16 protein-coding genes are annotated in these 20,002 nt (G+C 67.7%); 3 read left to right on the top strand and 13 right to left on the bottom strand.

Translation table 11 applies throughout. The features are described from left to right. From B5V46_RS14920 to B5V46_RS14900, 5 genes are read right to left on the bottom strand one after another with little or no spacing between them, the layout of a single operon-like run. Entirely contained in the window at nt 1-774 is a 774-nt protein-coding gene (locus B5V46_RS14920) for an ABC transporter ATP-binding protein (RefSeq protein WP_080617331.1), read from the bottom strand. Continuing rightward, nucleotides 771-1,712 (bottom strand): iron chelate uptake ABC transporter family permease subunit, encoded by a 942-nt coding sequence (locus tag B5V46_RS14915; RefSeq protein WP_080617330.1) that lies wholly within the window; start codon nt 1,710-1,712, stop codon nt 771-773. Before B5V46_RS14915 ends, B5V46_RS14920 begins: the two co-directional genes overlap by 4 nt. Further along, complete coding sequence (locus tag B5V46_RS14910) at nt 1,709-2,683, bottom strand: ABC transporter permease (protein ID WP_080617329.1); 975 nt, start codon at nt 2,681-2,683, stop codon at nt 1,709-1,711. Before B5V46_RS14910 ends, B5V46_RS14915 begins: the two co-directional genes overlap by 4 nt. Continuing rightward, entirely contained in the window at nt 2,683-4,434 is a 1,752-nt protein-coding gene (locus B5V46_RS14905) for an ABC transporter ATP-binding protein (RefSeq protein ID WP_080617328.1), read from the bottom strand. Before B5V46_RS14905 ends, B5V46_RS14910 begins: the two co-directional genes overlap by 1 nt. After that, nucleotides 4,431-6,227: an ABC transporter ATP-binding protein gene (locus B5V46_RS14900; protein WP_080617327.1), complete on the bottom strand. Its 1,797-nt coding sequence runs from the start codon at nt 6,225-6,227 to the stop codon at nt 4,431-4,433. The genes B5V46_RS14905 and B5V46_RS14900 overlap by 4 nt, the downstream gene beginning before the upstream one ends. 186 nt (nt 6,228-6,413) lie before the next feature. Between B5V46_RS14900 and B5V46_RS14895 the strand changes: the two genes are divergently transcribed. The 3 genes from B5V46_RS14895 to B5V46_RS20895 all read left to right on the top strand — a co-directional run bounded on the left by B5V46_RS14895 (nt 6,414) and on the right by B5V46_RS20895 (nt 10,231). Then, a complete protein-coding gene (locus tag B5V46_RS14895; protein WP_080617326.1) occupies nt 6,414-6,986 on the top strand; it encodes a TetR/AcrR family transcriptional regulator in 573 nt (190 codons plus the stop codon). A gap of 452 nt (nt 6,987-7,438) precedes the next feature. Next, nucleotides 7,439-9,532, top strand: a complete 2,094-nt coding sequence (locus tag B5V46_RS14890) for a TonB-dependent receptor (protein WP_080617325.1) — start codon at nt 7,439-7,441, stop codon at nt 9,530-9,532. Nucleotides 9,533-9,811: 279 nt separating this feature from the next. Next, entirely contained in the window at nt 9,812-10,231 is a 420-nt protein-coding gene (locus B5V46_RS20895; protein ID WP_196774261.1) for an integrase core domain-containing protein, read from the top strand. Between the two features lie 414 nt (nt 10,232-10,645). On the opposite strand, the gene B5V46_RS14880 is transcribed toward B5V46_RS20895, so the two are convergent. From B5V46_RS14880 to B5V46_RS14845, 8 genes are all read right to left on the bottom strand, one after another. Further along, complete coding sequence (locus tag B5V46_RS14880) at nt 10,646-10,828, bottom strand: hypothetical protein (RefSeq protein WP_080617323.1); 183 nt, start codon at nt 10,826-10,828, stop codon at nt 10,646-10,648. A gap of 69 nt (nt 10,829-10,897) precedes the next feature. After that, nucleotides 10,898-12,400 carry an amidase gene (locus tag B5V46_RS14875; RefSeq protein ID WP_080617322.1) on the bottom strand — a complete coding sequence of 501 codons (1,503 nt, stop codon included), beginning with the start codon at nt 12,398-12,400 and terminating at the stop codon, nt 10,898-10,900. A 26-nt stretch (nt 12,401-12,426) separates the two neighbouring features. Further along, the gene (locus B5V46_RS14870; protein WP_080617321.1) at nt 12,427-13,992 is read right to left on the bottom strand and encodes a gamma-glutamyltransferase; all 1,566 of its coding nucleotides are present in this window, start codon (nt 13,990-13,992) and stop codon (nt 12,427-12,429) included. Then, nucleotides 13,992-15,131, bottom strand: coding sequence for a M20/M25/M40 family metallo-hydrolase (locus B5V46_RS14865; RefSeq protein WP_080617320.1), 1,140 nt, complete (start codon nt 15,129-15,131; stop codon nt 13,992-13,994). Before B5V46_RS14865 ends, B5V46_RS14870 begins: the two co-directional genes overlap by 1 nt. Before the next feature lie 94 nt (nt 15,132-15,225). After that, entirely contained in the window at nt 15,226-16,395 is a 1,170-nt protein-coding gene (locus B5V46_RS14860) for a M20 aminoacylase family protein (protein WP_080617319.1), read from the bottom strand. After that, nucleotides 16,392-18,080 carry an ABC transporter ATP-binding protein gene (locus tag B5V46_RS14855; protein WP_080617318.1) on the bottom strand — a complete coding sequence of 563 codons (1,689 nt, stop codon included), beginning with the start codon at nt 18,078-18,080 and terminating at the stop codon, nt 16,392-16,394. The genes B5V46_RS14860 and B5V46_RS14855 overlap by 4 nt, the downstream gene beginning before the upstream one ends. Before the next feature lies 1 nt (nt 18,081). Continuing rightward, the gene (locus B5V46_RS14850) at nt 18,082-18,969 is read right to left on the bottom strand and encodes an ABC transporter permease (RefSeq protein ID WP_080617317.1); all 888 of its coding nucleotides are present in this window, start codon (nt 18,967-18,969) and stop codon (nt 18,082-18,084) included. A gap of 1 nt (nt 18,970) precedes the next feature. Beyond that, a complete protein-coding gene (locus B5V46_RS14845; protein WP_080617316.1) occupies nt 18,971-19,912 on the bottom strand; it encodes an ABC transporter permease in 942 nt (313 codons plus the stop codon). Between the last annotated feature and the right edge of the window lie 90 nt (nt 19,913-20,002).

Here is a 20,002-nt window from a genome sequence, read left to right as displayed (position 1 = left end):
TCATCTCCTGATGGGGGGGGTGAAGTAGTTGCACAGCACGCTGTCGCCGTTGCGCAGCACCTGAAACTCGAGATCGTAAAGTGCGCGCAGGCGCTCCTCGGTCACGATCTCGGCGACCGGGCCGCAGCCCGCCAGCCGGCCATTCTTCAGGGCCAGGATATGGTCCGAATAATTGGCGGCGAAGTTGATGTCGTGAATGACCAGCACGACGGTGCGGCCAAGATCGTCGCAGAGCTGGCGCAGCGCGCGCATGATCTCGACCGCGTGATGCATGTCGAGATTGTTCAGGGGCTCGTCGAGCAGCAGGCATTCGGTTTCCTGTGCGATGGTCATCGCGAGATAGGCCAGTTGCCGCTGCCCGCCGCTGAGCTCGTCGATGTTCCGGTGCCGCAACTCGTCGAGCGACAGGAAGGCCAGCGCCCGGTCGATCGCCGCGCGATCCTCCCGGCTCAGCCGGCCCCGGCTGTAGGGAAACCGCCCGAAGGCCACCAGCTCCTCGACGCTGAGCCTGAGGTCGAGCCCGGGTGCCTGGCGGAGTGTCGCGACCTTGCGGGCATAGATGTGGGGGGCGATCCCGCCGACCGGGGTTCCGGCAAGCGCAATTTCTCCGCCGCTCGGGCGCAGAAGCCGGGCCATCAGCATCAGCAGCGTGCTCTTGCCGGCGGCGTTCGGCCCGATCAGCGAGGTCAGCCGACCGCGCGGGATTCCAGCGGTGACGCCGCTCAGGACGGGCTTGTCGCCATAGGCTTTCGACAGGTCGGTCACGGTGATCATGCGGGTCTCCCGGCGCGTCGCAGGATGAGGAACAGGAAATATCCGCCGCAGATCAGGTTGATCAGGATGCCGATCGTGGTGCCGAAGCGGAACAGATGCTGCACCGTCAGCTCGGCGATCAGCAGCATGGCGACCGCGACGAGGCAGCCCGCGGGCAGGGTCCGGCGATGGCGAAAGCCGCCGGTCAGCGCATAGGCGATATTGGCGATGAAGATGCCCATGAAGGCGGAGGGACCGATCAGGCTTGTGGTCGCGGCGGCGAAGACGGCGATCAGCGCCAGGCAGAGCCGGACCTCGCGCGGGTGATCGAGGCCGAGCGACAGCGCCTGATCCCGCCCCAGCGCCATGACATCCCAGATCGCGGCGCGGCGCAGGGCGATGGCCCCGGCCGCGACGACCGCGACGGCGGAGATGGCAAGCCGGTTCGGGGAAATCCCGTCGAGCGAGATCAGCGCGAAGCTTTGCAGCACCGCGAATTCGCCGGGACTGATCTGCAGCTGGACGAACTGGGTGATGCTGCTCAGCGTGAGCGTGAGTACCAGCCCGATCAGAAGCATCCGGTGCATGCTGTTGCGCTCGTCCCGGAACAGCAGGCCATGCAGCGCCAGCGACCAGCCCATCATGAGCGCCAGCGACAGGGCCATGTTGCCGAGATCGCCCAGGAGCCGCAGGCTGGCCGTGCCGAGCACCAGGATCAGCAGCGCCTGGAGCAGCAGATAGGCCGCCTCGTAGCCCATGATGGCGGGCGTCAGGATGCGGTTGCGGGCGACGGTCTGGAACAGGATCGAGGCCAGTGCGATGCCGGTGCCGCCGACCGCCATCGCGCCTAGCCGGATCAGGCGCCGGCTCAGCAGGAAGCCCGGGGCAAAGCCCGTGCCCCAGCCGAGATAGAGCAGCGCCAGGGCGGCCAGCGCCCCGAGGACAAGGCCCTGCCTCATGCTGGCCGTCGCAGGATCAGGATCAGGAAGATGGCGCCCCCGATGGCGCCGACGGTCAGCCCGAGCGGCACCTCATAGGGGTAGATCACGATCCGGCCCAGGATATCGCAGAGCAGCAGCAGGCAGCCGCCGGTCAGGGCCACCGTGGGCAGCGTCTGCCGGAGATTGTCGCCGCGCCAGAGCGTGACCAGATTGGGCACGACCAGCCCGACGAAGGGCACGGCGCCGACGGTGACCACCGTGGCTGCGACCGTGGCGGAAACCAGCGTCAGGCCCAGGGCGACCATGCCGCGATAGCCCAGCCCGAGGCTCTCGGCCATGTCCTGCCCCATGGCCAGCACGGTGAAGCGGCGGGCAAAGACATAGGTCAGCGCGACCACCGGCAGGATCAGGTAGATCATCTCGTAATGGCCCTGCACGACGCGCGAGAAATCCCCCAGCATCCAGCCCTGCATGCTTTGCAGGATATTGCGGCTGAAGGCGTAGAACTCGGCCAGAGCGCCCAGCACAGCGCCGAACATCAGCCCGATCACCGGCACCAGCACGGCATCGCGAAAGCGGATGCGTTGCAGGATCGCGACGAAGATCAGGTTGGCGGCGAGGCAAAACAGCATCGCGACCCCCATGCGCAGAAGCGGTGCTGCGGCCGGAAGCAGCGTCAGCGCCACCAGGATGCCAAGCTTGGCCGCCTCCAGGCCGCCGGTGGTGGCGGGTTCGGCAAAGCGGTTGCGCAGGATCTGCTGCAGGATCACGCCGCTGACCGCCAGTCCCATGCCGGTCAGCACAAGCGCGATCAGCCGGGGCAGGCGGCTGGCGGTCAGGACCAGCAGGGCCTCGGGCGACGGATCGAAAATCCAGCCGATCCCGATATCCTTCGCCCCGATCAGCAGCGAGACGATGCTGAGCGCGGCGAAGGCGGCAGGCAGGGCCGCGCGCAGGGCCAAAGACGGTTTGGCAGGGGAAAGGCGCATCACGGCGTGCGCTTATCCGGGGTTGGCATGCGCCAGGCTTGCGCGGCCTCGCGCAGCCGGAGAAGCCGGGCATAGGGCCCGCCGCGCTGCGCCAGCGCCTCGGGCGGTCCCTGTTCGACGATCCGCCCGGCCTCCAGCACGGCGATCTGATCGGCCATGCGGATCGTGGAAAGCTGATGCGCGATCACGATCAGCGTCCGCTTGCCGCGCAGCCGGGCAAGCGTCCCGGTCACGAGCGCGCGGTTCTCCGCATCGAGCGCCGCGGTCGCCTCGTCGACCAGCAGGATCGGGGCGTCCTTGAGCAGGGCGCGCGCGATGGCGATGCGCTGGCGTTCTCCGCCCGAGAGCCGCACGCCGCCCTCGCCGGTCGCGCTGTCGAGCCCTTGCGGCAGGCGCCGGGCGATCTCGTCGACCCCGGCGAGCCGTGCCGCCTCGGCGATCTCTTCCGCGCGGGCGTCGGGCCGGCCCATGCGGATGTTCTCTGCGATCGTGCCCTCGAGCAGATAGGTGTCCTGGAAGATTTGGCTGATCTGCGCGGACAGGACCTCTTCGGACATGTCGCGCACATCGATACCGCCGATCAAGACGCGGCCGCGCTCGACGTCGAAGAAGCGGGCAACCAGCCGGACCACGGTGCTCTTGCCCGATCCGGAGGCTCCGACGAGCGCGGTCATGCTGCCTGGCGCGACCCGGAGCGACAGGCCCTCCAGCACCGGCGCGGTGTCGGGCGCATAGCGAAAGGTCACATCCTCCAGCGAGACCGAACTGTCGCGGGGGGGCTGGGGATGATCTGCTTGGGGCAGGGGACGGGCCTCGGCGATCTCGGTCAGTGCGGCAAGGTGGTTGCGCGCGCCGCGCAGCGCCTCGCCATATCCTGCCAGCTCGGTCATCGGTTCGATGAAGCGTTGCGCAAGGATCAGCGCCACGACCAGCGTCAGTCCCTGCGCGGGCGGCAGATCGGCGTCGAGCAGGCGAAGCGCGACGAGGAGCATGGCCGCGAAGACCGCCTGCAGCGCCCAGCCGTTCAGCACGACCGAGGCGGTCGACAGGCGGATCAGCCGCCGGACGGCCTGCCTCTGCCCGGCGAAGGCGTCCATGAGAAACCGCGCGCTGGCGCCGTCGCCGCTGAAGGCGCGCAGCACGGCCTGGGTGCGGGCGAATTCCACCGCGCGGGCGCCGGTGCGGGCGGCGGCCGCGTGATAGCCGCGATCGGCCTCGCGCCCCAGCCGCGCGGCAAGCGCCGAGATGGCGACCATGACGGGAAGCGCCGCCAGCGCGACCAGACCGATTTGCGGCTCGAGCCACAATAGCACCAGCGCAAGGCCCGGGGGCAGCACCAGCCCGGTCAGGACCGGTGTGAAGACATGGGCGGGCAGCTGCGCCACCTCCATCACCCCCTGGGTCAGCGCGTGGTTCAGCCGGCCGGTCGCTGCGCTGTCGAACCAGCCCATGGGCAGCCGCGCGACGTGGTTGCCAAGCCGCAGGCGGACGCCTTCGAGCACCGCGATCCCGACCTTGATGCCTGCCTGTTCGACCCGCCGGCGCAGGACCAGGCAGGCCAGTGCGCCCGCCAGCAGCGCGGCCAGCCAGGGAAGCGCGGCCGCCACATCGCCGCGCAGCAGATGCAGCAGAACCGGAACGGTCAGCGCGATGGCAAGTGCGTTCAGCGCGCCCGAGACCAGCGCCATCGCGGCGTAGCGGCGAAAGATCCTCACATCGTCGCCCAGCAAATTCAGGAACATGCGCATCATCGGGCGATCTCCGGAGCTTGGGTCGGGGCCGGCAGTTGGGATCCGCTTTGCGCCCAGAGCGCGGCATAGCGCCCGTTTCGCGCCAGAAGCGCCTCATGGGTCCCGGTTTCCGCGATGCGGCCATCCTGCAGCAGCACGATGCGGTCGGCTCCGGTGACGGTGTCCAGCCGGTGCGCGATGACCAGCAGCGTGCGCCCCTGCGCCAGTTCTGCCAGCGCCTTCTGAAGCGCCAGCTCGCCTTCGGCATCCATCGCCGAGGTCACCTCGTCGAGCACCAGAAGCGGCGGGTCGAGCAGCAGTGCGCGGGCGATGCTGACACGTTGTGCCTCGCCGCCCGAAAGCACGATGTCGCGCCCGACGATGCTGTCATAGCCCTGCGGCAGCGCCAGGATGCGGTCATGGATCTGGGCCGCCCTTGCCGCGGCCGTCACCTCTTCGCGGGTCGCATCGGGGCGGCCCAGGGCGATGTTGTCATGCAGGCTGGCATGGACCAGCTGCACATCCTGCAACACGAAGCCCACGCGCCGGTACAGCTCTGCCGGGGCGATGTCGCGCAGATCGGCCCCGCCCAGGGTGATCCGCCCCTCGGTGGGATCGAAGAACCGCAGCGCCAGCCGGGCGATGGTGGATTTTCCCGCGCCCGAGGCGCCGACAATGGCGGTCATCGTGCCGGGCTCCAGCGCGAGATCTATGCCCGAAAGGGTCTCGGTCCCGTCCTCATAGGCATATCCGACCGCCTCGAAGCGCAGCCGGTTTCCCTCGGGCGTGACGCCCTCGCCAGGGGCCCGAACGGGCAGGGTCGGGGTGTTCAGGACCGCGTCGATCCGGTCGGCGGCGGAGGTGGCATGGGCCAGCCCATGCGCCATGAAGCCCAGCAGCAGAAGCGGCGCCGAGACCCCCGGCGCGATCAGCAGGAAGGGAAGAAGATCGGTAGGGGCCATCCATCCGGCACCGATGAAGAGCGCGCCGGCGGCGAGCACGATGGCGACCACGGTGACCGGCGTGATCAGCGCGTTGGCGGTCGCAAGCGGGGCGACCAGCGGTTTCGTGAAGCGCAGGAACGCGTCCAGGAACCGGTGCACGGCATCCGAATAGGCCTCATGCGCCTCGCCGGTCTTGCCGAAGGTGCGCAGGACCGGCATCGCCCGGCCGAATTCGCCCACCGCGTCGCCGATCGCGGTCAGCGCCGAGACATAGCTTTCCATGCGGTCCGGACCGATGGATCTGCGGGTGGCGCCGAAGATGAGGTAATAGAGCGGAAAGGGCGCGAGGCTGATGATCGCCATGCGCCAGTCGACAAGGGCAAGGAACAGGGCGGCGGCGGCGATGGCGGCGAAGCAGCGCGCCCGCGTGGTGAAATAATGCGCCGTCAGCTCGTGCAGCGTGTTCATGTCGTCCTGCAGCGCCCGCTTGACGCTGCCCGAGCTGCGCGAGGTGAACCAGCCCAGCGGAACCTGCGTGAGGCGCCCGGTCAGGCGGGTGCGCAGCGTGTCGGTCAGGGAATTGTCCGCGAGATGGGCCAGGTATTCCGCCAGTGTGAGCAGCGACAATCCGGCCACGAGCGCTGCGACGCAGATCGTCGCGACGCTCAGCACCGGCAGCGTTTCCGCAGCGTCGGGCAGGCCAAGCGTCTGGCGCCCGATCAGGGCGATCCCGGCCAGCGGCACGAGCGTCAGGATCTGTCCCGCGCCAGCCAGTGCGGCGGCCAGGTGCAGCCTCGTGCGAATCGGCGCCAGGAGGCGGGTGATCGGCGGGGCGGAGGGCTCGGCGGGGCCATTGGATTGTGTTTTCATGTCACCAGGCAGTCATTCGATGGGCGCGCCGGGCAGGGGGCGTGCAGATTTTCTATAGGTCTGCTAAACTAAATGCGCAAGAAAGACCAAGCGAAACGCTCGGATATGGGCGCGCTGTTTGTCAGCCGGCCGCTCAGGCGTTAGCGTCCGGGTGATCGCGCCTGGCTGCTGAATGGAGGTGCCGCGATGACCGAGCCCAAACCCAGATCCGGCCGGGGCCGCCCGCGGACCATTACCCGCGAGCGGGTTGCAGATGCCGGCATCGCCCTGGGGCTGGCGCAGCTCTCCGTGGTCGGCGTTGCAGCGGCTCTGGGGGTCACGCAGATGGCGCTCTACAAGCGTGTCGGCGGCCTCGAGGAGCTGCGCAGCCTAGTTGCCGAGGAGGCCTTTCTGCGCTGGCCCCTGCCGGACCCCGAAGAGGACGTCGATCTCGGGGCCTATCTGCACCGCTTCAGCCTCAGCCTATGGCGGCTGGTGCACCGGCATGCGGGGATTGCGCCCTATCTTCTGCGCCGCGACCTGATCACAGATACGATGCTGCAGCACACGCAGGAGCATCAGGCGCAGGTGGCGCGGCGCTTCGGTCTGACGGTGGCGCAGTCCAGCCAGCTGGTCTTTACCGTTGCCTATCATTGCTGCGCCATTGCCGATACGTCCCGCTCGGAGGCGCCGGAGGGCGAGAGTATCGAGCCGTTGCACGAGTTCGGACTGAAGGCACTGATTGCCGGAGCGATTGCGCTGACCGGCGAGGACGGCTGAGCCCGCTCGGCAGATCTTTTTAGTTTATATAGACAAACTAATTGACAGGCCGGATGTCACGCGGCATCTAGGGCGCATCTGACGTGTGTGGATCAGTGCCGCAGGGCATCCATGCCGGCAGGTTGACGAAGGTCGCGTGTCAGACTGCAATACCCGAGAGCCATGGGCGCCGCGCCCGCCACCGATGCGTTGACGCCTCCCTTCGTCCGATAGCCAGCTTCCGATAGCCAGCTTCTGGTTGCCAAAGGGTGTGAACGGGGTTCTCGACAGGCCGGAAATCCAGCGAATATCGCATGATGCCGCGCGGCGCCGGAGCGGGTTTGCCCCGGTCGTGCCGGACATCGTGATCTGGCGGAAGGTGTCGCGCGGCGCATCCGGCCGCGCGCCAGGCTGGCTTTGTGTGTCCCGGAGAGACCCGAAATCCCAAAGAACAGTCAACATTCGGAACGAACATGATGCAAATACGCCTTTCCAGCCGCGCGGCGCTCATGGCCAGCGCGCTTGTCGCTCCGGTCTGCATTGGCCCGAGGGCGGCGCTTGCCCAGGAGGGCCTTGAGACCGGCTATTACCTCGGGGACATCATCATCCGCGGGACTATCGCCGAGCGGTCTCTGAAGGATACCGCCAGCTCGGTCACCGTTCTGGGCGAGGAAGAGATCGAGGAGAAGGCCGCCGCGGGAACGGTCAACGAGGTCATCGCCGACACGCCGAACGTGTTCATTCCCGGCACCACCAGCGCGCCCATCATCCGGGGCGTCGACAGCGACGGCCCGCTGGTCGGCGGCAATGCCTATCTGGCCAAGCCGCTGCCCCGCGCGACGATGAGCATCGACGGGCGCTATGTCTCGTCGGTCGAGCTGGGCGCCGGCGGCGGCACGACCTGGGATGTCGAATCGATCGAGGTGTTCCGCGGGCCGCAGACGACCTCTCAAGGCGCGAACGCGATCGCCGGCGCGGTGGTGGTGACCACCAGGGACCCGACCTTCGAGCCGGAATATTCCGCTCAGGCGGTCTATGGCAGCCGGAACAAGCGCAGGCTGTCCTTCGCGGCCTCCGGTCCGCTCAGCCCGGATTTCGCGGCGCGGCTTGCGCTGGATTACACCGGTCGCGACACCTTCGTCGATTACACCAACCCGGATTTCACCGAACCGGATTTCGACTATGATTTCGCCTCGCTGAACGGCCGCCTGAAGCTTTTGTGGGAACCGGCGGATATGCCGGGGCTGCGGGTCAAGCTGACCTATTCGCATACCGATCTGCACCGTCCCAGCAACGAGCGGGTGACCAGGCCTTATCATGAGCTCGAGAATGCGGGCGATTACCAGGATTACATGGATGTGATCTCGGACGGGGTGGTTCTGGATACCCAGTACGACTTCGACAACGGGATCCGGCTGTCGAACCAGCTTCAGTATTCCGAAGCCGACTATGATTTTACCTTTGCCGCCCCCTATTCCGGCACCGCCGCGCGCGATTCCGCAACACTCAGCAACGAGCTGAAGCTGACCCTGGGCCAGGGCGAGGATATCTGGAGCGGTGTTCTGGGGGTCTATTTCTCCGATGAGGATGCCGATGCGGATTTCGCCAACAGCTATGAGGGGGTCCCGTTGGGCAGCGCCGATCTGTCCTACCGGACCCGCAGCCTTGCGCTGTTCGGCGAGGCGACCTGGCGCTTTGCCTCCGACTGGGCGCTGACCGGCGGGCTGCGCCTGCAACAGGACAGGATCGAGATCGCGGGCACCACGAGCTATGTCACAGACAGGCTCGATTATGACGAGACCTTTACCGAAATCCTGCCGGCGCTGACGCTTTCGCATGATCTCAATTCCGACTGGACGCTGGGCGCCACGGTCAGCAAGGGCTATCTGCCCGGCGGTTCGGGTACCAATTTCCGCGGTGGAGACTATTACGAGTTCGATCCCGAGACGGCCTGGAATTCCGAGCTCTTCCTGCGGGGCACCGCGCTGGACGGTGCGCTCGATCTGTCGGCCAACCTGTTTTACACCAGATACAAGGATATCCAGCGCTCGGTGACCAACTGCCTGAATGCCGATTGCAGCGTGACGCAGGGCTCTATGATCGTGAATGGCGAGCGCGCCCATGCCTATGGCTTCGAGCTGAGCGCCGATTATCAGGCGACTCCGACGCTGCGGCTGTCGGGCGATATCGGGGCGTTGCAGACCGAGGTGACCGAGTTCACCGATCATGACGGCACCAAATACGAAGGCAATGAATTCGCGCGCGCACCGGGCTATTCGGTCGGTCTTGGCGCGGCCTGGGACATCACGCGGGATGTGACGCTTCAGGGCGACATGCGCTATGTCGACGGCTATTACAGCAGCGATACCAATGAGCCCGATACCGAGGTCGACGGCTTTGCGCTGGCCAATATGCGCCTGAGCTACCGCCCGCGCGACGGGGTCGAGTATTTCGCCTATGTCAATAACGTCTTCGACAACCGCGCCGAGCTGTCGGTCAGCACGAACGACGCGGCGGAAATCGCCGAGCCGCGCGAATTCGGCATCGGTCTGCGGATGGCGTTCTGAGCCCCCGCGCGCAGGCCCTGTATCCTTTTCCGCGCGCTGAATTCGCTTTCCATCGCGGCGTCCGGTCCGGGCGTCGCGATGTTCATGTCGGCCAATCCGGGCCGCGATGTCCGGGTCGCCCTCGGGCCAGAGCCCGTAAGCAGGCCTTCGCTGCGCGTTTCATATGCCCGAACAATGGGGCATGAGGGGCGGGGCTTCCTGCCTGACCGAGGTCGGGATGACGCGGTCGCGGCCGGTCTTCGGGAAAACGGTCTTCCGGACTGGTGTCCGATCCTCCAGATGCGTGGCAGCGATGAGCGAAAGGTGCCTGGCGAACTGATGGAAATCAAGAATAACGGGTTATGGTCCAAGGGCGTGCCCGTCATGTATGCGTCGCCGCAGAGGCCTTGCAATCGGTTCGCCCGCTGCTCCCGCATATGCCTGCAGGGGGATCAGCGAGTTGCCGGTGGATACGTCGCCGCTTCGAGCACCATTGGCGATGGTACGGACCTGGCATCGACTGCCATCCTGCGCCGACAGGAAGACCGCAAGGTGGAATGGCACGACATCGCCTCGGGCAGGCCCATGCGGTACGGCTTTGTCGAGAACTTCAACAGCCGCCTGCGCGATGAGTGCATGAATGAGCACCTGTTCGCCAACCGTCGTCCACTGGGCTCGAACCGATGGCACCTTCACGGGACGACCATGCCCGAGGGCTGATCGCGGCCTGGCGCTACGGCTGCACCCCTCATCATTGCCTCCACACCAGCCGCGATGGGCTCACCCCCTTGGGAATATCGCCAGCGGTCAGCAGAGGGCAAAACCCTGAACAGAGCGAACCATGGAATGCGGTCTCCAGGGGGGCGCTCGCCGGGGCTCTCCTTTCCCGAATTGGCACGGAAGGAAACGCAACTGGACAGGTCAGGAACTCGTGCCATGATGCCTTCGCCGAAGACCTTGAGGCACCGCATGTCGGCCTCGCTCGGGCTGGGGGCGCGGCCTTCCGTCCATTGCCTGGAGCGTTCGGGCAAAGTGTCGGGGGGCGTGCAGGGGCGCGTCTCTGGCCCCGGGTGGCAGGGCCTGCGTTCTTCCATGGCCGGCCGTTCTTGCGGATCGGGGCGAGGAGGATCGCCTTCATCTGGCCGTGAGGCTCGCGTCCATGCCGTCCTTCGCCCGGCACATGCACAGCATGGCGCCTGGCATGCCATCTTCGCGGCACTGATCGGCAGCAGGACCGCTGCTTTCCACCTGGTGCAGCAGCCCCATGATCCGGGCCTCGGCGAAACAGGTCTTCGTGATCGGAACCCCCGCGGTCATCCTGCCGGGGAAATTCTCCTTCCCTCTCGACGCTTCCCTCCCCGATATCGGGGTGTTCCCCCGCCAGACCTAAGGCACGTCGAGAAAACCCGGCGCCGTGCGAAGGGGCGGGGCGGCCGACAGGGCCGCGAGATCGGGCCCGCGTGGCGCGAGATCGGGCGTGCCCGCGATCACCGCCTCGAGTTCCGCGGCCATCGCAAGCAAGCCCAGATCGCCATGCCGCCGCCCGACCAGCTGTACCCCGAAAGGCAGTCCATCCTCGTCCCGCCCGCAGGGCAGGATGATCGCCGGATGTCCCGGAATGGTGGCCGCATAGGCCAGAGCGAGCCAGTGATAGTAGCTCTGCATCGGCTGAGCGTCGATCTCGGCCGGATAGGCCTCGTGCCAATCGCGCGGCTGCACCGTCACCGCGGGCGAAATCAGGATGTCGACATCGTCGAAGAAGCTCTGCCATCGGCGCGCATAGGCGCCCTGGCTCACCAGAGCCTGTGCCACGTCCGCCGCGCTGTAGCCGCGGCCCTCGCGCACATTCTCGGCCACCAGCGCGCCCACGAGATCGGGCGTCTCGTCCACGAACCGCGCATGCGTGGCCTGGAACATGACCGCCCGCAGGACCGAGAAGATGCGGTCGGCGCCGGTGCAATCGGGCGTTGCCTCCTCGCAGGTCCCGAGGAAGGGCAGAAGCGGGGCCAGAACGCGGCGGAATGTCTGCCGGGTGGCTGCCGAAACCGGGGCGAAGCCGAAATCCTCGGTCACGGCGACGCGCAGCGAGGACAGGTCGCGGCGGGGCAGGCGCGCGAAATCGGCTGCCTCCCAGGGCGTGCGTCCCGCAATCACCGTCGTGAACAGATCGCGGGCATCGGGACGCGCGAGGGCCGACAGCATCAGGGCGCAATCGGCGACGCTGCGCGCCATCGGCCCGGCGGTCGGTTGCGGCAGCAGTGCCGTGGCCCGGTCGGGGCCGGGAACGACGCCAAAGCCCGGGCGGAAACCCACGACACCGCAATAGGCTGCGGGGGTGCGCAGCGATCCGCCCAGATCCGAGCCCGAGGCCAGCGGCGCAAACCCGCAGGCCAGCGCCACCGCCGAGCCGCCCGAGGATCCCCCGCAATTGCGCGTCAGATCATGCGGGTTCGCGGTGGTGCCGTAGACACGGTTGCGCGTATTGGCGCCCGCGCTCCATTCCGGCACGTTGGTCTTGCAGAAGGGCAGTGCGCCTGCGCCGCGCAGCCCGGCGACCAGCGCATCATCCGCGGCCGGATTGTTGTCGCGGAAGATCTGGGAACCGTAGGTCGTGGGCAGGCCCGCGACATCGTTCATGTCCTTGATCGCCACCGGCAGCCCGTGCAGCGCGCCCAGCGGCCGTCCGCCCGCGCGCTCGGCATCGGCCTGCCGGGCACCCGCGAGCAGCCCGTCGAAATCGCGGGCGACGACCGCGTTCACCGCCGGATCGAGGGCCTCGATCCGGGCGATGCAGGCCTGCGCCAGCTCTTCTGCGGACAGCTTGCCGCGACCGATCAGGCGGCGGGCCTCGATGGCGCCCAGATCGGCGGGGTCGGTGGCATCGGACATGTCAGTCTCCCTTTATTGAGGGCCGTTCAGCCCGGCTCGGCAACGGCATCGCCCCAGGCGTTCGTGGGGTCGGTCATTCCCGACCGCATCGCGCCTTCCTGCAGGACGCCGGAGGGGCAGGCGAAGGGGTAGGGCAGGATCGATTTGCGGGTGACGGTGACGGGCGCGACTGCCCCGAGCGCATCGCAGGTCGGGCCCGGAAGGCGGTCATCGGCGACGATCTGGTCGGGTCCGGAGACGTCGATCCGGGGCCGGGCGAAGGCGGTCTCGAGATCCATCCCGAAATCGGTGAGGAAGGAGGCAAGCTGGGTCACCGCGCCGACGATCTTGCGCCCGCCCGCCGCGCCCAGCGCGAAGCGGCGGCCGCCCGCATGGCCGAGCGCGGGGCAGACATTCATCAGGCAGGGTCTGTCCGGGCCCAGCGAGTTCGGGCGCCCCTGCACCGGGTCGAACCACATGATGCCGTTGTTCAGCAGGAAGCCGGTCGCGGGCGAGACCACGCGCGCGCCGAACAGCGACAGCAGCGTCTGTGTATGCGCCACCATGTTGCCCGCGCGGTCGACGACGGAAAAATGCGTCGTCGAGCCGGGGGCGGCCGAGATCTCGCCATCGGCCCCCATCCCGCTCAGCCGGTCGCGATAGGCGGCGATCAGTGCCCGGGCATAGGCGGGACAGGCCTCGTCGGGGTCGGGCAGGGTCTCGCCTGCCAGACCCTCCATCGCGCGGGCGAAGGTCGGGCCCGCGGTCAGCCCCGGCATGACATGGAAGAGCGCGTCGCGATAGCGCACCGCCAGCGGGGTCTCGAACCGGGCGCGGTTGCGGGCCAGATCGTCCAGGCCGAGATAGCCGCCCTTGTCCTGCACGTCCCGCGCCAGTGCCGCGCCGAGATCGCCGCCATGCAGGGCCTTCGCCCCTTCCCGCGCGAGAATGTCGAGGCTGTCGGCCATGCGCGACTGATCCAGCCGGTCGTCAGAGCCTGCGGCCCAGGAAAAGCTCCTGGGCCACTGGCCGTCGGTCAGGAACAGCGCCGCCGCGTCCGGGTCGCGGGCCAGATCGCGGGTGGCGCTGGCGATGATGAGGGCGGCGTACCAGTCGATGGCCAGACCGCGCCGCGCCTCTGCAATGGCCGGGGCGACAAGCTCGGCCCAGGGCAGCCGGCCCCAGCGGCCATGCGCGGCCTCGAGCCCGTCGACAAGGGCCGGAACCGCGACCGCCCTGGCGCCCAGCACGTTGCGATCCTCGACCACCCGGTCCCAGGGAAAGAGATCGCCCGCGATGCCCTCGCCCGAAAGCGGGAAATCCTCGATGCGCAGGGCGGCAGGTGCGCGCATGCCGAAATTCAGCGCATGCGCACGGCCGGTATCGGCGCGCCAGTGCAGCGCCGCGCCGCCCCCGGCGGGGCCGGACATCCAGGGCTCCAGCACCCCCAGCACGAAGCTGCAGGCGACGGCGGCATCCACCGCGTCGCCGCCCGCGCGCAGCGCCTCGGCGCCCGCCTCGGCCGCCTGGCGGTGCTGTGCCGCGACCACGCCGCGGTCGGTTTCGACCACATGCTTGCGGATCTCCATCGTCCGCGACAGGGCCTCTGACATCAGGCGCCGAGCCGGCAGTAGAGGGCTGCGGCAAGCTTCGCCCGCTCGACAAGGCTGTCGAGCAGGATGTGCTCGTTCAGCGTATGCAGATCCTTGCCGCAGACCCCGATGGAATCGAGCGTCGGAATGCCGAGCGCGCCGGTGAAGTTGCCGTCCGAGCCGCCGCCCGCCGAGGCCCCGGTGATCTCGAACCCGATCTCGCCCGCGATCTCCTGCGCCAGCGCCAGCATCGCCATGGTGCCGGGCTGGTCGGCCTCCCAGACCGGCCGCGTCACGCCGCGTCGGACCTCCATCACCACCTCGCCCGTGTCGGAGTTGAGCGCCATCATCCTGGCCACGCCCTCGTCCAGCAGCTCCTGGGTCTTGGCCATGGTCAGCACCTCGGCATCGCAGACCGAGGAGACGCAGTTGACCCACTGGCCGGCGCGGAAGACCCCCAGCGAGAAGGTGCAGTCATCGGTCGTCATGTTCTCGATCTCGGCCACCTTCCGCGCCATCGCGGCAATCGCCGAGCGGCCTTCGGACAGCTGCCAGCCCGCATGGCTGGGCTTGCCGCGGGTCTGAAGGTTGAAGCGCGCGATGGCATAGCGGCCGATCACCGCGCCGCCATCGGGACGCGCGGGTTCGGGCACGAGGATGAACTTGTGGCGCCGGGCCTCGGCCTCGATCAGCTCGCGGGTCGAGGGGGTGCCGATTTCCTCGTCGGGGGTGAACAGGACCGTGACCGGCAGCGGCGTCTCGACGCCCGCGGCCAGCAGCTTGCGCAGCGCGTCCAGATAGACGTAGTTGCCGCCCTTCATGTCCATCAGCCCGGGGCCGTAGCAGACGTCTCCCTCGACCCGGAACGGAAGCTTTTCGAGCGTGCCGATGGGGTGGACGGTGTCCATGTGGCCCAGGAGCAGGATCCCGCCCTCGCCCGCGCGCGGGTGGGGCATCGTCGCGCGCACGCTGTCGCCAAGCCCCATCCGTCCCGGGATGCGCTCGACCCGCGCGCCCAGCGCCGCAAGCTCGTGCTGGACCAGATCCATCATCCGGTTGACCGCCGCCGCGTCGAAGGTCGGGCTTTCGGTCTCGATCCAGGGCTTCAGGCCGGCCAGCATCTCGCCGGTATCGAAGGGCAGGGAGAGCGGATTGGTCATTGGGCAATACCTCTTTGTTCGGCGCCCGGAGCAGGGGCCGTTGGGAAGGCGGCAGGGGGTGTGGCCCCGCCGGGAAGGGAAACGGGCCTTGTGTCTAGCCTGCGGGCGCCATCCGGGTTTCGACGATGCGCGCATAGACCGAGGCCCCCACGGGCAGGATCGCATCGTCCAGCACGAAGGCCGGATTGTGCAGCGGAACCGACCCCGCATGGCCGACCCGGCAATAGGCGCCGGGCACGACTTTCAGCATGTCGGCGAAATCCTCCGAGCCGGTCATCTGGTCATCCGTCAGGGTCGCCATGCCCGCGCCCACGACATCTGCTGCCGCGGCGACATAGGCGTCGGACAGATCGGGATCGTTCATCAGCACGTCGAAGACATTGCGCAGCTCGACGCCGATCTCGACACCATAGGCCGCGCCGAGCCCGGCGCAGAGCGCACGGATCCGCTCATGCGCCATCTCGGCCACCTCGTCGTGGAAGTAGCGGATGGTGCCGGTGATCACGGCGGTGTCGGGCACGACGTTATAGGCCGATCCGGCATTGAAGGTGGTGACCGAGATCACCACCGGCTTCGTCGGCGGGGTGTTGCGGCTGACCACGCTCTGCAGCTGCTGGACCAGGGCGGTGCCGATCACGATCGGATCCTTCGACTGGTGCGGCATGGCGGCATGGCTGCCGGTGCCCCTGACCGTGATGTCGAAGAAGCTGGCCCCGGCCATCGCGGGGCCGGGCGTGACGGTGACCGTGCCCGGCTCGGCGTTCGGGTCATTGTGCATGCCGTAGATCTCGTCGCAGGGAAAGCGCTCGAACAGTCCCTCGGCGATCATCCGGCGCGCGCCCCCCAGACCCTCCTCGGCGGGCTGGAAGATCAGAACGACGGTGCCGTCGAAATCGCGGGTCTCGGCCAGATAGCGCGCCGCCCCCAGCAGCATCGTCGTATGGCCGTCATGGCCGCAGGCATGCATCCGCCCGGCATTCCGCGAGGCATAGGGCAGCCCCGAGGCCTCGACGATGGGCAGCGCGTCCATGTCGGCGCGCAGCCCCACCCGGCGGTTGCCGCCGCCCTTGCCCTTGATCAGCCCGACGACGCCGGTGCCGCCGATGCCCTCATGCACCTCGTCGACGCCGACGCTGCGCAGCTTGTCGGCGACGATGCCCGCGGTGCGGGTCTCCTCGAAGCCAAGCTCGGGATGGGTGTGGAAATCCTGGAAGATCGCCGTCAGCTCGGCGGCGAAATCCTGGATCTTCGGCAGGACGGTCATGCGGTCTCTCCTTTCGTGCCGGGGGCGGTCTCGAGCGCCCGGAAATTGGCAAAATCCCAATGCCGCCCTGGCGCTGCCTCGATCAGGCTGCGGGTATAGGCGTGGTGCGGATCGGACAGGACATTGGCTGCGGGCCCGTGTTCGACCACGCGGCCCTTCTGCATCACCAGCACCTCGTCGCAGATCTGCGCGGCGACCCGAAGATCGTGGGTGATGAACAGCATGGCGATGCCGAAGCGTTGCTGGACATCGTCCAGAAGCTCCAGCACCTGCGCCTGCACGCTGACATCGAGCGCCGAGACGGCCTCGTCGGCGACCAGCAGATCGGGTTTCATCGCCACCGCGCGGGCAATGGCGATGCGCTGGCGCTGCCCGCCCGAGAACTGGTGCGGATAGCGGTCGAGCGCGTCGCGCGGCAGTCCGACCAGCTCCATCAGCTCGGCGGCCTGCTTCAGCGCCTCGGTACGGGGCGTGCCGTAATTGACCGGGCCCTCGCAGAGGCTCCGGGCCACGCTCCAGCGCGGGTTCAGCGACCGGTAGGGGTCCTGGAAGACGATCTGCAGATGCTTGCGGTGGGGGCGCAGCGCGCGGCGGCTCAGCCGCGAGATCTCGGACCCCGCGACATGGACCTGACCGCCCGTCGGGTCTATCAGGCGCATGATGCAGCGCGCGACGGTCGACTTGCCCGACCCGCTTTCGCCGACGATGCCCAGCGTCCGGCCCGGGCCGATGCCGAAACTGACATCGGTCGCCGCCTTGACGCCGGCCGCGCCGCGAAAGAGCTTGCCGCCCCCGCCATAGGTCATCTCCAGCGCCTCGACCTTCAGCACGTCGGGTTCGGCACTGGCGGGCCGGGCCGGGCGCGGAGCGAGGTTCGGTACCGCGTTCAGAAGCTTGCGGGTGTAGTCTTCCCGTGGGTTGGTCAGCAGCTCGCGGATGGGCGCGCGTTCGACGATGCGGCCGTTCTGCATGACGCTGACGGTATCGGCGATCTCGGCCACGACGCCCATGTCATGGGTGATGAACAGAAGCGCCGTGCCCTTGCGCTCCTGCAACTCGGCGATCAGCTTGAGGATCTGCTGCTGGGTCGTGACGTCAAGCGCCGTGGTCGGTTCGTCCGCGATCAGCAGATGCGGGTCCAGCACCAGCGCCATGGCGATCATGATCCGCTGCCGCTGCCCGCCCGAGAGCTGATGCGGGAAGGACTGATAGATCCGCTCGACATCGGGCAGATGCACCTGATCCATGATGTCGAGCGTGCGCTGCCTGGCCTCGGCCGCCGACAGATCGGTGTGCATGTTCAGCACTTCCTCGATCTGCGCGCCGACCCGCAGCACCGGATTCAGGGCCGTCATCGGCTCCTGAAAGATCATCGAAAGCCGCATCGCCCGCAGCTCGCGCATCTGCGAGGCCGAGGCCTGGGTGATCTCGAACCCCTCGAGATCGATCGAGCCGCCTTGCAGCTCCAGCGCGCCCTTGGGCAGCAGTCCCATGGTCGCGAGCGAGGTGACCGACTTGCCCGACCCGCTTTCGCCCACAAGGCAATGGGTCTCGCCAGCGCGGATGTCGAGATCGATGCCGTTCAGCACGGGCCTGGCGTCGGGGCGCCCGGTCAGGCCGACCTTGAGGCCGCGGATCTTCAGCACCCGCGGGGCCTCCGAGAAATCCCTGGACTTGAATTCCATCTCAGCCCTCCCGTTTTTTCAGGCGCGGATCGAGAAGATCGCGCGCGGTGTCGCCCAGAAGGTTGATCGCGAGGATGCACATGGACAGCAGCAGGCCGGGCCAGAAGATCATGCCGGGCTTGATCTGGAAGAAGGTGCGCCCCTCGGCCATGATGTTGCCCCAGGTCGGGATCTCGGTCGAGACGCCCGCGCCGAGGAAGCTGAGGATCGCCTCGATCAGGATCGCCGAGGCGCAGATATAGGTGCCCTGCACGATCAGGGGCGCCAGCGTGTTGGGCATCAGGTGCTGTATCAGGATCCTGGGCATCGACGAGCCCAGCGCGATCGCGGCCTCGACATAGGGCTCCTCGCGGGCGCCGAGCACGACCGAGCGCACCAGCCGCACCACGCGTGGCACTTCGGGGACGGTGATCGCTATGATGACGGACCCGAGGCTCGGGCCGTTCAGCGCCACCAGCGCGATGGCCAGAAGGATCGCGGGGATCGCCATCAGGCTGTCCATGATCCGCATGATGATGCCGTCGGCAGAGCGGAAGAAGCCCGCGACAAGCCCGATCAGAAGGCCGGTCAGCACGCTGACGCAGGCCGCGCCGACCCCGATCAGAAGCGACACCCGCCCGCCGGTCATCACCCGGCTGAAGATGTCGCGGCCATACTGGTCGGTGCCCAGGAGATGCGCATCCGAAGGAGGTTTCAGCCGGGCCAGCGAATTCATGTCGAGCGGGTCGTAGGGGACGTAGAGCGGCGCGCAGATCGAGGCCAGCACGATGGCCAGCAGGAGCGCCGCGGCGATCATCGGGCCGGGACCGATGCGGGCGCCCGCGGGCAGCGAGAAAAGGCCCGTCAGCACATGGAAGGCGCTTGGGCGGGAGGAGATGTCCTTGGCCATGTCAGTACCGGATCCTGGGGTCGAAGAGGGAATAGGAAATGTCGACGAGCAGGTTCACGAAGACATAGATCCCGGCGGTCAGCAGGATCATGGCCTGGATCACCGGATAGTCGCGCGCGAGGATCGCATCGACGGTCAGCCGCCCGATGCCGGGGATGTTGAACACGCTCTCGGTCACCACCACGCCCGAGATCAGAAGCGCAAAGCCGGTCCCGATGATCGTCAAGATCGGGACAGCGGCGTTTCTCAGGGCATGGCGGAACAGCACGACATTCTCGCGCACGCCCTTGGCGCGGGCGGTGCGGATATAGTCCTCGCCCAGCACTTCCAGCATCGAGGCGCGGGTCATCCGCGCGATCAGCGCCACATAGATCGTGGCCAGGGTCAGCGAGGGCAGGATCGCGCGTACGAAGAAGGGGCCGAGCCCGTCCGAGAGCGGCTTGTAGCCCTGCACCGGCACCCAGCGCAGGTCGATCGCGAAGATATGGATCAGGATATAGCCGATCACGAAGACCGGCACCGAAAAGCCCAGAACCGAAAAGGACATCACAAGGAAATCGACCCAGGTCCGGTGGCGCCAGGCGGCGATCACGCCCATCGGCACGGCCAGCAGGACCGAGATCACGATGGTCATCACCGCGATGTTGATGGTGGGGCCGAGCCGGCTTGCGATCATGCCCGAAACAGGGGTGTTCGAGATCAGCGAGGTTCCGAAATCGCCGCGCAGGGTCTGGCCCGCCCAGGTGAGGAACTGGACATAGAGAGGGTCGTTCAGACCGAGCCGGTCGCGGATGCGTTCAAGCTGGGCCGGGGTGGCGGCATCTCCCGCGAGGATCGCGGCCGGGTCGCCCGGGGTCAGCCGAAGCAGGAGAAAGACGAAGATCGCGACGATGATCATCACGGGGATCGTGGCAAGCACGCGTCGCAGGATATAGCCGAACATGGCCAGCACTCCTTGCGGGAGGTTGGGTCGGCTCCGGCGCGGGAAAAAGCGCGCAGGAGAGGGCGAGTGGCGGGGAGGGGGGCCGGAGGC

This window comes from Rhodovulum sp. MB263, assembly GCF_002073975.1.
Classification (GTDB): Bacteria; Pseudomonadota; Alphaproteobacteria; order Rhodobacterales; family Rhodobacteraceae; genus Rhodovulum.
This window is presented reverse-complemented; position numbering and strand designations above follow the sequence as displayed.